Below are 14,021 nucleotides of genomic sequence, written 5' to 3' on the forward strand. Positions count from 1 at the left end.
ACTTGCATAATATAAACTCGATAGATTCCTATCGATTCGACTCCTAACGATGAGTGATCTACCTGAATCCCCGATCGAGGAACGCTTCTCCGCTGCCGTCCACAACACGGCACGCGGCTGGCGCCTCCTGATCGACAAGCAACTCAAGCACCTCGGCATCGGCCAGGCCGGCTGGATGACCATCGCCATGGTTGCCAAGGCGCGCGAGCCGATGTCGCAGCGCGCCCTGGCCGACGTGGTCGGCGTCGAAGGGCCGTCGATGGTGTCGATGCTCGACCGCCTCGAACGCGAAGGCCTGGTCATGCGCGCGCCCTCGCCCACCGACCGCCGCGTCAAACTGGTGCACCTGACCGAGGCCGGCACCGCCCTGTACAAGCAGGTCAAGCAGCAGGCCAACGCCGTGCGCGGCGCCCTGCTCGGCGACATCGACCCGGCCCAGCTCGAAGTCGCCACCGAGCTGCTGGAACTGCTGCGCAAGCGCATCGAGGAGCAGCTGTGAGCGCAGCCGCAGTCAACGCACCGGCCAGCCCGCCAATCAACCGCACCATGATCACGCTGTCGATCATGCTGGCGACCATCATCCAGGCGCTGGACGGCACCATCGCCAACGTCGCCCTGCCGCACATGCAGGGCGCGCTGTCGGCATCCCAGGACCAGATCACCTGGGTGCTGACTTCCTTCATCGTCGCCGCCGCCATCGCCACGCCGCTGAACGGCTGGCTGGTCGACCGCTTCGGCTTGAAGAAGGTGTTCCTGTTCTCGGTGGCCGGCTTCACCATCGCCTCGGCGATGTGCGGCCTGTCGATGAACCTGACCGAGATCGTCATCTCGCGCATGCTGCAGGGCGTGTTCGGCGCGGCCCTGGTGCCGCTCTCGCAGTCGGTCCTGCTCGACATCAACCCGAAAGAGAAGCATGGCTCGGCAATGGCGGTCTGGGGCATGGGCGTGATGATCGGCCCCATCCTCGGTCCCACGCTGGGCGGCTGGCTGACCGACAGCTACAGCTGGCGCTGGGTGTTCTTCATCAACCTGCCGATTGGCGCGGTGGCCTTCTACGGCATCTGGCGCTACATCCACCCGACCGTGGCCGCGCGCCGCGTGCGCTTCGACATGTTCGGCTTCGTCACGCTGTCGCTCGCGATCGGCGCGCTGCAGATGCTGCTCGACCGCGGCGAGCAGAACGACTGGTTCCAGTCGCCCGAGACCTGGGTCGAGCTGGTACTGATGCTGCTGGCCACCGCCTACTTCATCGGCCACACGCTGACGCGCCCGGCCGGCCAGTCCTTCGTCGACTTCCGCCTGCTCAAGAACAGCAACTACGTCACCGGCCTGCTGCTGATCTTCATCGTCGGCATGGTGCTGTTCGCAACCCGCGCGCTGATGCCGACCATGCTGCAGGGCCTGATGGGCTACCCGGCGGCGCTGGCCGGCCTGGTGACCGCGCCTTCGGGCCTGGGCACGATGGTGGCCATGCTCATCGTCGGCAAGCTGACCGGCAAGGTCGACTTCCGCCTGCTGCTGGGCGCCGGCTTTGCCATCACCGCCTTCTCGCTGTGGCAGATGACCCAGTACACGCTGGTGCTGTCCACCTCCGACATCGTCTGGCCCGGCGTGATCCAGGGCGTGGGCCTGGGCCTGGTGTTCGTGCCACTGTCGGCCGCTACCTTTGCCACGCTGTCGCCGCAGATGCGCGCGGAAGGCACGGCGCTCTACAGCCTGGTCCGCAACATCGGTTCCTCGATCGGCATCGCCATGGTGCAGGCCCTGCTGGTACGGAATACCCAGATCGCCCACGCCTCGCTGGCGACCCAGATCACGAATGCCAACCCGGCGATCAGCGATCCGTCCAGCGTCTACAACATGGGCAGCCAGCTGGGCGCGGCGATGATCAACAACGAGATCACGCGCCAGGCCTCGATGATCGCCTATGTGGACGACTACTGGCTGATGATGCTGCTCACCGCGGCCGTGATTCCGCTGCTGATCCTGATCCGCCCGCCGAAGGCCTCAAGCGCCCCGGCCCCGGCCGAAGCTGCGCACCTCGATTAATTTGACAAGCTGGAACAATGCGATACCCATCCTTCATCTTGAAAAACGCCGTCCTCGCGGGTGCGGTGCTGGCGCTGCTGGCCGGCTGCATCAGCGTGCCGCCCGATACCAACAAGCCCGCCGGCATTGACCTGGCCGCGCGTGCCCAGCATGCGCCGGCGATTCAACTTCCCGCCGCTGCCTGGCCCGCCGAACAATGGTGGCTGGCCTACCAGGACCCGCAGCTGAACGACCTGGTCGCGCGCGCGCTCAAGGACAACCCGAGCCTGGCGGTGGTGCAGGCGCGCGTGGCCGGCGCCCAGGCCATCGTAACGGCCGAACGCGCCGACGAAGGCGCCGCGGTCGGCCTGTCCACTGGTCTGAACCGCCAACGTTATTCCTCGAATGGCTTCTTCCCGGCGCCGATCGGCGGCAGCTACTTCAACGACGCCAATGTGCAGGTGCGCGCTTCCTATGACGTCGACTGGTGGGGCAAGCACCGTTCGCTGGTGGCCGCCGCCATCGGCGAATCGAATGCGCGCCAGGCGGAATCCGCCCAGGCCGCGCAGGCGATCGCCGCCACCGTCGCCCAGAGCTACTTCCGCCTGCAGATGCTGTGGGCGCGCCAGGACAACGTCAACGCGCTGGCTGCCGTGCAGCGCGAGATCCTGGCCGGCAGCAAGGCCCGCATCGCGCATGGCCTGGCCACCCGCGAACAGCAGGCCGGCGCTGAACTCGACCTCGGCGTGCTGGAAGAACAGGCCGCGCGCCTGGCCACCCAGGCGCTGCGCGAACGCGAAGTGCTGCGCGCCCTGGTCGGCGGCGATGCCCAGGCCTTGTCCGACCTCGCCCGCTTCAGACCGGCGCCGGCCGCGAATGCGCTGCCGCGCGAACTCGGCATGGAATTGCTGGCGCGCCGTCCGGACCTGCAGGCCGCGCGCTGGCGCGTCGAGGCCCAACTCGGCCGCGTGGCGGCCAGCGAAGCCGCCTTCCGCCCCGACATCAACCTGGTCGGCGCGTTCGGACTGGACGCCGTCTCGCTCGGCAAGCTGCTGCGCTGGCCGAGCCGCACGCCGCTGCTCGGCGCCACCCTCGACCTGCCGCTGTTCGACAGCGGCCGCCTGAAGGCCCAGCTAGGCGTGGCGCGCAGCAACCGCGACGAACTGGTGGCCGAGTACAACGAAACCGTGCTGGCCGCCGTGCGCGAAGTCGCCCAGGAAGGCGCGACCCTGCAAGGCCTCGACCAGGAAGCGCGGCAGCACCAGGCCGCGCTGGACGCCAGCCGCAAGCTGGTCGACAGCGCCGAGGCACGCATGCAGCGCGGCCTGCTCGAGCGCGCCGGCGTGCTGCAGGCGAAGATGACTTTATTGCGCCAGCAGGACACCGACCTGCAACTGCTTGACGCCCGCCTGCAGACCCAGGTCGCGCTGGTGAAGGCGCTCGGCGGCGGCTACCACGCCGCCCAGACCACTGTATCGAACAACAAATAAATCCGACCCCAAGACCATGAGCACCGATACCAATCAAGTCCCGAACAAAGGCAAGCGCCGCGCCGTCCTGGCCGGCATCACCGTCGCCTTCCTCGCCGCCGGCGCGGCCTATGGCGCCTATTACGCGCTGGTCGCCTCCAAGCGCATGGAAACCGACAACGCCTACGTGGGCGGCAACCTCGTCAACGTGTCCTCGCAGGTGACCGGCAGCGTGGTCGAGATCCGCGCCGATGAAACCCAGCTGGTGAAAGCCGGCACCGAGATCGTGCGCCTCGATCCGTCGGACGCCGAAGTCAACCTGGCCCAGGCCGAAGCGCGCCTGGGCACCGCCGTGCGCCAGCAGCGCGAACGCTATTCGAACGTCGAGCAGTTGAACGCGGTGGTCGAGCAGCGCCGCGTGGCCCTGAAGACGGCCCAGGAAGACCTGGCGCGCCGCGCGCCGCTGGCGCTTGATAACGTCGTCTCCGGCGAAGACGTGGCGCACGCGCGCCGCGCCGTCGACGATGCCAAGGCCGCGCTGGACGTGGCCTTGAAGCAGGTGGCGGCGGCGCGCGCGACGGTGGCCGGCGTCGCCCCGTCCCAGCACCCGGCCGTGCTGGCGGCGAAGGCGGACTACCTGTCGGCCTGGCTGGCGGCACGCCGCAACGCCATCGTCGCGCCGGTGAGCGGTTACGTCGCCAAGCGCAGCGTGCAGGTGGGCAGCCGCATCGCCCCGGGCGCACCGCTGCTGTCGATCGTGCCGCTGGACCAGCTGTGGATCGACGCCAACTTCAAGGAATCGGAACTGCGCGACATCCGCGTCGGCCAGCCGGCCAAGATCGAAGCCGACATCTACGGCAGCAAGGTGGTCTATCACGGCAAGGTGGTCGGCCTGGCGGCCGGCACCGGCAGCGCCTTCTCGCTGCTGCCGGCGCAGAACGCCAGCGGCAACTGGATCAAGGTGGTGCAGCGCGTGCCGGTGCGGATCTCGCTCGATCCGAAGGAACTGGCCCAGCATCCGCTGCGCGTGGGCCTGTCGGCCACCGTCGACGTCGACATCAGCAGCCAGGGCGGCAGCGCACTGGGCACCGTGGCAACCCCGGCGCCGACGTATGCGACCAATGTGCTGGAGCAGCCGCTGCAGCAGGCGCAGGCGGCGACGGAGGCGATTGTGGCGAAGAATATGGCGAACTAAATCGTTAGTCCGGGCACGCAAAACACGTCATTCCCGCGAAAGCGGGAATCCAAGTCTACAAGCGCTATCGAAACGCACGCAGAACTTGGGTTCCCGCCTTCGCGGGAACGACGATCAAGTGCGGGAACGACGTTATTTGACCGGCGTGAGCACCCGCCCACTCGCAAACCAGCTCCGCAGATTATCCAGCATCAGCTGCGCCATCGCCGCCCGCGTCTCCTGCGTGGCGCTGCCGATGTGCGGCATCAGCAGCACATTCTCCAGCCCGAAAAAGCGCGCATCGATGTCCGGCTCGTTGTCGAACACATCGAGCGCCGCGCCGGCGATACGGCGGTCGCGCAGCGCCGCCAGCAGCGCCTCCTGGTCCACCAGCGAGCCGCGCGCCACGTTCACCAAATAGCCGTCCGGACCCAGTGCATCCAGCACGGGCGCGGAGATCATGCGCGCGGTCTCGCGCCCGCCGGGCGCCGCCACGATCAGGATCTCGGCGTCGCGCGCCAGCACCACCAGGTCCGGCTCGAAACGCCAGGCCAGCTGCTGGTCACTGCGGCCATGGTAGGCCAGCGTCACACCGAACGGCTCCAGGCGGCGCGCGATATCCTTGCCGATGCGCCCCAGTCCGACGATGCCGACCTGCTTGCCGGCCAGGCTGGTGGTGAGGGGGAAGTTGGCGTTGCGCCAGCGGCCTTCGCGCACGTAGCGGTCGGCCTGCGGCAGCTGGCGCAACAGCGCCAGCAGGGAGCCGATGCACAGCTCCGCCACCGCGGCATTCAGCACGTCGGGCGTGTTGGTCACCACGATGCCGCGCCGGGCCGCCAGTGCGAGCGGAATCAGGTCGTAGCCGACGCCGTTGGTGGCAATGATTTCCAGCTTAGGCAGGCGCTCGACCAGCGCGGCCGGCACCTCCAGATTGCTGCGCGTGACGATCGCGCGGATCTCGCCGGCGCAGGATGGATCGCGCTCGACATCCGCCAGGTGCACACGCGAAAACGCCGCGTCGATCTGCGACTGCACCTCGGGCGGGAAACCGCCGATTTGCAGCAGCCCGGGCTTCATCGGCCGCCGACGGTCAGTTCGAACGTCGTGACACCATCCACGCCGCCGCGCACATGGTCGCCCGGCTGCAAGGCGTCGACGCCGGCCGGGGTGCCGGTGAAGATCAGGTCGCCGGGCGCCAGCGTCACGAAGCGCGACAGATAGGCGATGACGTCGGCCACCGGCCAGATCATTTCGTTCAGCTTGCCTTCCTGCTTCAGCTGGCCGTTCACCTCGAGCCAGATGCGGCAGCCCTGCGGGTGGCCGGTCATCGAGACCGATTGCAGCGGGCTGCAGGGCGCGGAGGCGTCGAAGCCTTTGGCCATGTCCCAGGGCCGGCCATCCTTCTTGGCGACGGCCTGCAGGTCGCGGCGGGTCAGGTCCAGGCCGACCGCATAGCCCCACACCTTGTCGAGCGCCTGTTCCGGCGCGATGTCGGCGCCGCCCTCCTTCAGCGCCACCACCAGCTCGACCTCATGGTGCAGGTCCTTGGTGGCGGGCGGGTAAGGCAGCGTGCCGCTGGCCGGCACCACCGCATCGGCGGGCTTGGTGAAGAAGAACGGCGGTTCGCGGTCCGGGTCCGCGCCCATCTCGCGGGCGTGGGCGGCGTAGTTGCGGCCGACGCAGAACACGCGGCGCAGCGGGAAGGTCTGGTCGGAGCCCGCGATGGCAAGTGCGGGCGTGTCGGGCGGGGTAATGGCGAAGCCAGTCATGCTGATCCTTGTAAAGACGATGTCCGGGCGCCCCGAGGGAGGGGCGTCGGACAGCCTAACATAATCAGCGCCGGCGTGAACTGCACGTCGTTCCCGCGAAGGCGGGAACCCAAGTTTGCGCGCATTTCGGGAACGCAAACAGAACTTGGATTCCCGCCTGCGCGGGAATGACGAGGCAAACGCTGACGGCTTAGAACGCTTCCCAGTCGCTCTCGACCGGTGCCGCTTTCGCCGCGCGCGCAGCGGGTGCCCGCTTGGCCGCCGGCGCCGGACGCGCCGCCGGCAGCGCCACACGGGTTGCCACCGGGGCCGCCGCACGGGCAGCCGGCTGCACCTGCGGCGCGCCCTGCTCCAGCTTGAACACCGCCACCGCCGCCGACAGGCGCGCAGCCTGGTCCTGCATCGATTGCGAGGCCGCCGCCGCTTCTTCGACCAGCGCCGCGTTCTGCTGGGTCACAGTGTCCATCTGGGTGATGGCTTCGTTGACCTGCTCGATGCCGGCGCTCTGCTCGGCGCTGGCGGAGCTGATCTCGTTGAGGATATCGGTCACGCGGCGCACGCTGTCGACGATGTCGCCCATGGTGCTGCCGGCTTCCTGCACCAGGCGGCTGCCGGTGCCGACCTTCTCGCTCGAGTCGGCGATCAGGGTCTTGATTTCCTTGGCCGCGGCGGCCGAGCGCTGCGCCAGGTTGCGCACCTCACCCGCGACCACGGCGAAACCACGGCCCTGTTCGCCCGCGCGCGCCGCTTCGACGGCAGCGTTCAGCGCCAGGATATTGGTCTGGAAGGCGATGCCGTCGATGACCGAGATGATGTCCGTGATCTTGCCGGAGGCTTCGTTGATCTGCTCCATCGTGGTCACCACCTGGTGGATCACATCGCCGCCGCGCGCGGCGACGCCGGACGCCGCCTCGGCCAGGGTGTTGGCCTGGCGTGCGTTGTCCGCGTTCTGCTTGACGGTCGAGGTCAGCTCTTCCATCGACGATGCCGTCTCTTCCAGCGAGCTGGCCTGCTGCTCGGTGCGGCTCGACAGGTCCTGGTTGCCGGCCGCGACTTCGCTCGACGCGGTGGAGATCGCCTCGGTACCGCTGCGCACGGTGGCGACGGTCCTGGACAGGTTCTCGTTCATGGTCTTCAGCGATGCCAGCAGCTGGCCGGCTTCGCATTTGCTGGTCACCTCGACCTGCGTCGTGAGGTCGCCGGCGGCGACGGCGTTGGCCACCTCCAGCGCACGGCGGATCGGACGCACGATCGAACGCGTGATCCACGAGGCCAGGAGGCCGGCGCCGACCAGCACGAAGGCGCCGAGCACCAGCATCAGGGTGCGGGTGCCGGCGTAGGTCTCTTTGGCCTGTTTGGCCACCGCGGCCGACAGCTCACGCTGGATGTCGAGCTGTTCGATGGTCGCCTGCTTGAAAGCGCCGAGCGCCGGGCGCAGCCGGTTCGCCAGGTAAGCCTTGGCGCCGGCGTCGTCTTTCGCCTCGATGAGCTGCAGGAGGTCCTTCTGGCCCTTGACGTACTTCTCGCCGGTTTCGACCTGCCTGGCCAGCGCTGCGCGGGCTTTCGGATGGGTCAGCGTTTCGTCGAGCTTCTTGAGCATGTCGGCCGTGGCCTGGCGCGAAGACATGATCTCGTCGATCTGTTTGGCGCGGTCCGCCGGGTCGTCGTTGAGCATCATGTTGCGCAAGGCGATGGCGATATCGTTCGTCTCGGCCAGTATGGTGTTGACCTTGTCGATATGCGGCATGCGCCTGCCGACGATTTCCTCGGTGCCGTCATTGACGCGGCCCAGCATGACGACGCCCTGTCCCACCATGAACACGAGCGCAAGGCAAATGGCACCGAAAGCGACGCCCAGGCGCGTGCCGATCTTTACATCCTGAATTCTCATTTTTTCTCCCCAAAAACCAGTAAGCGAGCGGGCAAGATACCGATGTATTTACCCATGACAAACTAGCTTACGACCCAAATTGGTGCAAAGTCGATGGAGAAATGTTAATTTACGGAAATATATTGTGCCATCAGATAACTTTTAGCAACAAATCAGGCGAATATTTGACGAATTTGCGAACTAATAAATCTCGCGCGCGGCGGCGCGCACCGCCTTGAGCAGCAGGTCCGCGCCCGGCGACAGCAGGTGGTCCTGCTGGCGAATGATGCCGAACGCATCCATCTTGCACGGCAGCTCGATCGGCAGGATGCGCATCACGTTCAGCGACGCATAGTATTGCGCCACCTCGAGCGGCATCACGTGCAGCGAATCGGTCTGCTGCAGCAAGGGCGTGATCAGGAGCATGGCGGTGGTGTCGACGGCGTTCGCGGGCGGCTCCAGCCCGGCGCGGCGGAACATCATGTCGAAGCGGTAGCGCAGCACGCTGCCGGTGGGCGGCAGGATCCAGGGCAGCGTCGCGATGTCCTTGAGTTCCAGCCTGTCCCTGTCGAGCAGCGGGTGGCCGGGGCGCACGACGGCGCAGGCCGGCTCCTCGGTCAGTTCCTCGTAGATCAGGCCGGCGGTGTCGCCGGTGTCGAAGATACGCCCGATCATGAAGTCCAGCGTGCCGTGCTGCAGCTTGTCGAGCAGGACATTGCTGGTCTCCAGCTGCACGCCGATGCGCAGCAGCGGCGCCTGCTCCTTCACGCGCGCGATCGCCCGCGGCAGCAGCGCCATCGCCGGGGTCATGATGACGCCGACCTCGACCTGCCCCGTGAGGCCGGCCTTGAGGGTCACGATGTCGTCGTGCGCCAGGGCGAGGCTGGTCAGGGCCATGCGCGCGTGGCGGATCATGGTCTCGCCGTAGATGGTCGGCTCCATCCCGCGCGGCAGACGCTCGAACAGTTTGACGTCGAGCATCTCCTCCAGATCCTTGATCTGCTTGGACGCCGCGGGCTGCGTCATGTGCAGCTCTTCCGCGGCGCGATGGATGTTGCGGTAATCGTCGAGGGCGATCAGCAACAGCAGCTGGCGGGTCTTGAGGCGGGCCTTCAGGAACCAGTTCGGGTTGGTCGTATCCATCAGGCAATCATAACATTCTTGCCCTGCATCACTTGCAAGCCGCCGAGGGGTTTGCCGCCGGTCCCTGCGCGGTCTGCGCCACCGGCAGGATGCTGCCGTCCGGGCCGTAGCGCAGTTCTTCGACCGCCACCGAGCGCCGGAACTCGCCGCCGCCCGGCAGTGTGCCGTTGTGATAGAAGATGTAGGACTTGCCGTTGAAGTCGACGATCGCCTGGTGGATGGTGTTCACGTTGCTGTTCTTTTCCATGAGCACCCCGCCCCAGGACCACGGCCCGGTGGCGCTCGGGCCCGTCATGTAGACGGTCCGCTCCGGGAACTGCTGCGAGTAGGACAGGTAATAGCGGCCGTCGTGCTTGTGCAGGTAGGACGCTTCGGTGAACGCGTCCAGGCCCACCGTGTGGATCGGCCCATCGAGCTCGATCATGTTGGCCTTGAGCTTGGCATACTTCATCACCGTGTTGCCCCAGTAGAGCCAGGCCTGGCCATCGTCGTCGACGAACACGGCCGGGTCGATGTCGTCCCAGGCGATCGGCGTCTCATGGGTCATGTCGTTGCTGACCAGGGCCGAGCCGCGCGCGTCGACGAAGGGGCCGGTCGGGCTGTTCGAGACCGCCACGCCGATCGCCTTGCCGGGGATGCTCTTGTGGTCGACCGTCGCATAGAAGTAGTACTTGCCGTTGCGCTTGGCGATGTCGCCGGCCCAGGCGTCGCGCCCTGCCCACTTGAAGGTGGTGTAGGGAATCGGCGCCGGGTGCTCGGTCCAGTGCTGCATGTCGCAGCTCGAGTAGACCCGCCACTCGTTCATCACGTACTCCTTGCCGCCCGCCGGCGCCTCGTCGTGGCCGACGTAGAGGTAGACGCGGCCCTGGTCGACCAGGGCTGCCGGGTCGGCGGTGAAGATTTTATGGGTGATCGGGTTGGCGGCCTGGGCGAAGCTGGATACCGCCAGCAGGATGGCCGGCAAAGCGTGTTTGAACATGAAGTCTCCGAAATACGTCGTCCCCGCGGAGGCGGGGATCCAATTTTTTATTTACCCGCGCGTCCGCCGACCACCCTCTGCACCACGCAGAAGACGAACAGCAGCGCACCGATGACGATCTTCGTCCACCACGAGCTGAGCGTGCCGTCGAAGGCGATCAGGGTCTGGATCGCGCCCAGCACCAGCACCCCGGACAAGGCCCCGGCGATGTAGCCGTAGCCGCCGGTCAGCAGGGTGCCGCCGATGACCACCGCGGCGATCGCATCCAGCTCGATGCCCTGCCCGTGCAGCCCGTAACCGGACAGCATGTACACCGCGAACAGCAGCCCGCCCAGCGCCGCGCAAAAGCCGGACAGCGCGTACACCGCCACTTTCGTGCGGCCGACGTTCAGGCCCATCATCGCCGCCGACTGCTCGTTGCCGCCGACCGCGTACACGGCGCGCCCGAAGGACGTGAAATGGGCCAGCCACACCGCCAGCAGCAGCACCACCAGCGCGATCGCCGCACCGGGCGACAGGAAACCGCCCGGCAGCGGCACCTGGGTCTGCGACAGCGACGTGAAGAAGGGGTCGTCGATCGCGATCGACTCGATGCTGATCAGGTAGCACAGGCCGCGCGCCAGGAACATGCCGGCCAGCGTGACGATGAAGGGCTGCAGCTTGAACAGGTGGATCAGCAAACCCATCGCCGCGCCGAAGCCCGCGCCCATCAGCAGCACGCAGACGATGACCAGGCCGGGCGGCCAGTGCGCGCGCTGCAGCAGCCAGGCCGCGACCATGGTCGACAGCGCCAGCACCGAGCCCACCGACAGGTCGATCCCGCCGGACAGGATCACGAAGCCCATCCCCACTGCCAGCACGAGCAGAAAGGCGTTATCGATCAGCAGGTTGAACAGCACCTGCTCGGACAGGAAGCCCGGATAGGCGGTGCCGCCGATGCCCAGCATCGCCAGCAGCAGCACCACCGTCACCAGCGAGGTGAACCAGGGCGCCGAGGACAAGCCCCGGGCACCACGCAAGACCATGGCGCTCATGCGCTCCTCCGCGATTGCGAGATACAGACGACGAATACGACGATGGACTTGACCACCATGTTCACCTCCGGCGGCACGCCCAGCGAATAGATGGTGTAGGTCAGCGTCTGGATGATCAGCGCGCCGACCATGCTGCCGGCCAGCGTGAAGCGCCCGCCGGCCAGCGAGGTGCCGCCCAGCGTGACCGCCAGGATCGCATCCAGCTCCAGCAGCAGGCCGGCGTTGTTGGCGTCCGCGCTCTTGATGTTCGAGGTCACCAGCAGCCCGGCCAGCCCGGCGCAGGCGCTGCAGAACATGTAGACGAAGATCACCAGCGTGGCCGTGCGCAAGCCCGCCAGGCGCGCCGCCACCGGATTGATGCCGACCGCCTGGATGAACAGGCCCAGTGCGGTCTTCTTCATCAGGAACAGGGTCAGCGCGAACACGGCGCCCACCACGAACAGCGAGACCGGCAGCCCGGCGAGGTAGCCGCTGCCCAGGTAGAAGAAGGACTCGTCGTAGACGGTGACGATCTGGCCGTCCGTCAGCAGCTGCGCCAGTCCCCTGCCCGCCACCATCAGGATCAGGGTCGCGACGATGGGCTGCAGCTTGATGGCGGCCACCAGCACGCCGTTCCACAGTCCGCACAGCAGCGCGGTGCCGATGGCTGCCGCCAGCGCCACGCCCAGCGATGTGCCCGGCGTACCCGGCGCGCCGCCCACCAGCATCGCCGCCACCGTGCCGCACAAGGCCACCACCGCGCCCACCGAGATGTCGATGCCGCGCGTGGCGATCACCAGCGTCATCCCGAGCGCGGCCAGCATCAGCGCCGCCGCGCGGTTGAGGATGTCGATCACGGCGCCGTACAGGTGGCCGTCCTTGACTTCGATGCGGAAGAAGCCGGGCACCAGCCAGGCGTCGAGCAGCAGCAGGACCAGCAGCGCGCAGACGGGCCGCAGCAGCGGATGCTGCAGCAGGATGGTGCGCAGCGATGCCGGTGCGTCTTCGCTCCCCGCCGGCTTGCCGATGGTCGGGTTGATGGGCGCGTTCATGCGGCGTCTCCCGCAATCACGCGCAGCACCGATGTCTCGTCGAGCTCACCGCGCCGGTACTCGCCGCAAGCCTTGCGGTCGCGCAGCACCAGCATGCGGTCGGACACGCGCAGTACTTCGGGCAGCTCGGACGAGATGAAGAGAATGGCCATGCCCTTGCGGCACAGCGCGCTTACGTAATCCATGATTTCCTGCTTGGCGCGCACATCGATGCCGCGCGTGGGTTCGTCGAGGATCATCAGTTTCGGGTCGGTGGCCAGCCAGCGCGCCAGCAGCACCTTTTGCTGGTTGCCGCCCGAGAGCGATCCGATCGGGGTCTCGATGCTGGCGGTCTTGATGCCCAGCCACTTGACGTAGTCGTTCGCCAGCTGCTGCTGGCGCTTCAAGGGAATCGCACGCCAGATGCCCTGGCGCGCCTGCAGCGCGAGGATCATGTTCTCGCGCACCGACAGCGGCAGGATCGCGCCCTCGTGCTTGCGGTCTTCCGAACAGAAGCCGATGCCGGCGGCAATGGCGTCGCGCGGGTTGGCGAAAGCGACCTGCCGGCCGTCGATCTCGATGCTGCCGGCATCGACCTTGTCGGCGCCGAACAGCAGGCGCGCGGTCTCGGTGCGGCCCGAGCCCAGCAGGCCGGCCAGGCCGAGCAGCTCGCCGCGGCGCAATTCCAGGTCGAGGGGAGACAGCACGCCCTTGCGTGTCATGCCCTGGGCGCGCAGCCAGACTTCGCCCTGCTCGTGTTCTTCCCCGGCCGGCACGGCCGAGGCTTCGTCGGCGTCCGCCGGCGTCCCGATCATCTTGTTCACCAGGGCCAGGCGCGACAGCTGCTCGCAGGTGTATTCGCCTTCGCGCTCGCCATTGCGCATCACCGTGATGCGGTCCGAGATCGCATAGGTCTGGTCGAGGAAGTGGGTGACGAACAGGATCGCCATGCCCTCCTTGCGCAGCCGCCGCAGGACGCCGAACAGGGTCTGCACCTCGGCTTCGTCGAGGCTGGAGGTGGGTTCGTCGAGGATCAGCACGCGCGCATCCGTGTTGAGCGCGCGCGCGATGGCGACCATCTGCTGGATCGCCAGCGGATAGTTCGCAAGCGGCTTGCTGACGTCGATGCCGATCTGCAGGCGCTGCAGCAGCTCGCCGGCCTGGCGTCGCATCGTGCGCCAGTCGACCAGCTTGAGCCGGCGCGGATAGCGTCCAATGAAGATGTTCTCCGCCACCGACAAATTCGGGCACAGGTTCACTTCCTGGTAGACGGTGCTGATGCCGAGCGCCTGCGCATCCTGGGTCGAGCGCGGCCGGATCGCCTGGCCGTCCAGCAGGATGCTGCCGCCGTCGGGCTGGTAGACGCCGGTGAGCACCTTGATCAGCGTGGACTTGCCGGCGCCGTTCTGGCCCATCAGCGTGTGGACTTCGCCGGGGAACAGGCGCAGGCCGGCGTCCGCCAGCGCCTTCACGCCGGGGAAAGCCTTGTGGATGCCGGTCACCTCGAGCACGGGCGCCACGGTGTTCGTTGCGTCGACCATGGCC

Annotated in this window: 12 protein-coding genes; 4 read left to right on the forward strand and 8 right to left on the reverse strand. The window is 67.3% G+C overall.

Annotation, left to right across the window (positions count from 1 at the left end; translation table 11 throughout):
* Positions 1 to 49 precede the first annotated feature (49 nt).
* From NX782_RS06455 to NX782_RS06470, 4 genes are read left to right on the forward strand one after another with little or no spacing between them, the layout of a single operon-like run.
* Positions 50 to 499, forward strand: coding sequence for a MarR family winged helix-turn-helix transcriptional regulator (locus tag NX782_RS06455; protein WP_258844606.1), 450 nt, complete (start codon positions 50 to 52; stop codon positions 497 to 499).
* Between the two features lie 47 nt (positions 500 to 546).
* On the forward strand, positions 547 to 2,049 hold the full coding sequence (locus tag NX782_RS06460; protein ID WP_258844678.1) for an MDR family MFS transporter: 1,503 nt from the start codon (positions 547 to 549) through the stop codon (positions 2,047 to 2,049).
* A 17-nt stretch (positions 2,050 to 2,066) separates the two neighbouring features.
* Entirely contained in the window at positions 2,067 to 3,518 is a 1,452-nt protein-coding gene (locus NX782_RS06465; RefSeq protein ID WP_258844608.1) for an efflux transporter outer membrane subunit, read from the forward strand.
* A 16-nt stretch (positions 3,519 to 3,534) separates the two neighbouring features.
* The gene (locus NX782_RS06470; RefSeq protein WP_258844610.1) at positions 3,535 to 4,692 is read left to right on the forward strand and encodes an HlyD family secretion protein; all 1,158 of its coding nucleotides are present in this window, start codon (positions 3,535 to 3,537) and stop codon (positions 4,690 to 4,692) included.
* A gap of 132 nt (positions 4,693 to 4,824) precedes the next feature.
* Here NX782_RS06470 and NX782_RS06475 read toward each other — a convergent pair whose 3' ends face one another.
* The 8 genes from NX782_RS06475 to NX782_RS06510 form a co-directional block, all read right to left on the reverse strand.
* On the reverse strand, positions 4,825 to 5,748 hold the full coding sequence (locus tag NX782_RS06475) for a 2-hydroxyacid dehydrogenase (protein WP_258844612.1): 924 nt from the start codon (positions 5,746 to 5,748) through the stop codon (positions 4,825 to 4,827).
* Positions 5,745 to 6,440 (reverse strand): fumarylacetoacetate hydrolase family protein, encoded by a 696-nt coding sequence (locus NX782_RS06480; RefSeq protein WP_258844614.1) that lies wholly within the window; start codon positions 6,438 to 6,440, stop codon positions 5,745 to 5,747. The genes NX782_RS06475 and NX782_RS06480 overlap by 4 nt, the downstream gene beginning before the upstream one ends.
* 190 nt (positions 6,441 to 6,630) lie before the next feature.
* Complete coding sequence (locus NX782_RS06485) at positions 6,631 to 8,331, reverse strand: methyl-accepting chemotaxis protein (protein WP_258844615.1); 1,701 nt, start codon at positions 8,329 to 8,331, stop codon at positions 6,631 to 6,633.
* 180 nt (positions 8,332 to 8,511) lie between these two features.
* Entirely contained in the window at positions 8,512 to 9,453 is a 942-nt protein-coding gene (locus NX782_RS06490) for a LysR family transcriptional regulator (RefSeq protein ID WP_258844616.1), read from the reverse strand.
* Positions 9,454 to 9,481: 28 nt separating this feature from the next.
* A complete protein-coding gene (locus NX782_RS06495; RefSeq protein ID WP_258844617.1) occupies positions 9,482 to 10,432 on the reverse strand; it encodes a glycoside hydrolase family 43 protein in 951 nt (316 codons plus the stop codon).
* Positions 10,433 to 10,479: 47 nt separating this feature from the next.
* The gene (gene yjfF / locus NX782_RS06500) at positions 10,480 to 11,466 is read right to left on the reverse strand and encodes a galactofuranose ABC transporter, permease protein YjfF (RefSeq protein WP_258844619.1); all 987 of its coding nucleotides are present in this window, start codon (positions 11,464 to 11,466) and stop codon (positions 10,480 to 10,482) included.
* The gene (locus tag NX782_RS06505; RefSeq protein ID WP_258844620.1) at positions 11,463 to 12,497 is read right to left on the reverse strand and encodes an ABC transporter permease; all 1,035 of its coding nucleotides are present in this window, start codon (positions 12,495 to 12,497) and stop codon (positions 11,463 to 11,465) included. Before NX782_RS06505 ends, yjfF begins: the two co-directional genes overlap by 4 nt.
* The gene (locus NX782_RS06510) at positions 12,494 to 14,017 is read right to left on the reverse strand and encodes a sugar ABC transporter ATP-binding protein (RefSeq protein WP_258844621.1); all 1,524 of its coding nucleotides are present in this window, start codon (positions 14,015 to 14,017) and stop codon (positions 12,494 to 12,496) included. The genes NX782_RS06505 and NX782_RS06510 overlap by 4 nt, the downstream gene beginning before the upstream one ends.
* Positions 14,018 to 14,021 lie beyond the last annotated feature (4 nt).

It is taken from the genome of Massilia norwichensis (assembly GCF_024753245.1).
In the GTDB taxonomy this organism is placed as follows: domain Bacteria; phylum Pseudomonadota; class Gammaproteobacteria; order Burkholderiales; family Burkholderiaceae_D; genus Telluria; species Telluria norwichensis.

Excerpts from the sequence above, each read along its gene's own strand:
- NX782_RS06455 (WP_258844606.1), top strand. The coding sequence starts at position 50 with ATGAGTGATCTACCTGAATCCCCGATCGAGGAACGCTTCTCCGCTGCC.
- NX782_RS06460 (WP_258844678.1), top strand. The coding sequence starts at position 547 with ATGATCACGCTGTCGATCATGCTGGCGACCATCATCCAGGCGCTGGAC.
- NX782_RS06465 (WP_258844608.1), top strand. The coding sequence starts at position 2,067 with ATGCGATACCCATCCTTCATCTTGAAAAACGCCGTCCTCGCGGGTGCG.
- NX782_RS06470 (WP_258844610.1), top strand. The coding sequence starts at position 3,535 with ATGAGCACCGATACCAATCAAGTCCCGAACAAAGGCAAGCGCCGCGCC.
- NX782_RS06475 (WP_258844612.1), bottom strand. The coding sequence starts at position 5,748 with ATGAAGCCCGGGCTGCTGCAAATCGGCGGTTTCCCGCCCGAGGTGCAG.
- NX782_RS06480 (WP_258844614.1), bottom strand. The coding sequence starts at position 6,440 with ATGACTGGCTTCGCCATTACCCCGCCCGACACGCCCGCACTTGCCATC.
- NX782_RS06485 (WP_258844615.1), bottom strand. The coding sequence starts at position 8,331 with ATGAGAATTCAGGATGTAAAGATCGGCACGCGCCTGGGCGTCGCTTTC.
- NX782_RS06490 (WP_258844616.1), bottom strand. The coding sequence starts at position 9,453 with ATGGATACGACCAACCCGAACTGGTTCCTGAAGGCCCGCCTCAAGACC.
- NX782_RS06495 (WP_258844617.1), bottom strand. The coding sequence starts at position 10,432 with ATGTTCAAACACGCTTTGCCGGCCATCCTGCTGGCGGTATCCAGCTTC.
- yjfF (WP_258844619.1), bottom strand. The coding sequence starts at position 11,466 with ATGAGCGCCATGGTCTTGCGTGGTGCCCGGGGCTTGTCCTCGGCGCCC.
- NX782_RS06505 (WP_258844620.1), bottom strand. The coding sequence starts at position 12,497 with ATGAACGCGCCCATCAACCCGACCATCGGCAAGCCGGCGGGGAGCGAA.
- NX782_RS06510 (WP_258844621.1), bottom strand. The coding sequence starts at position 14,017 with ATGGTCGACGCAACGAACACCGTGGCGCCCGTGCTCGAGGTGACCGGC.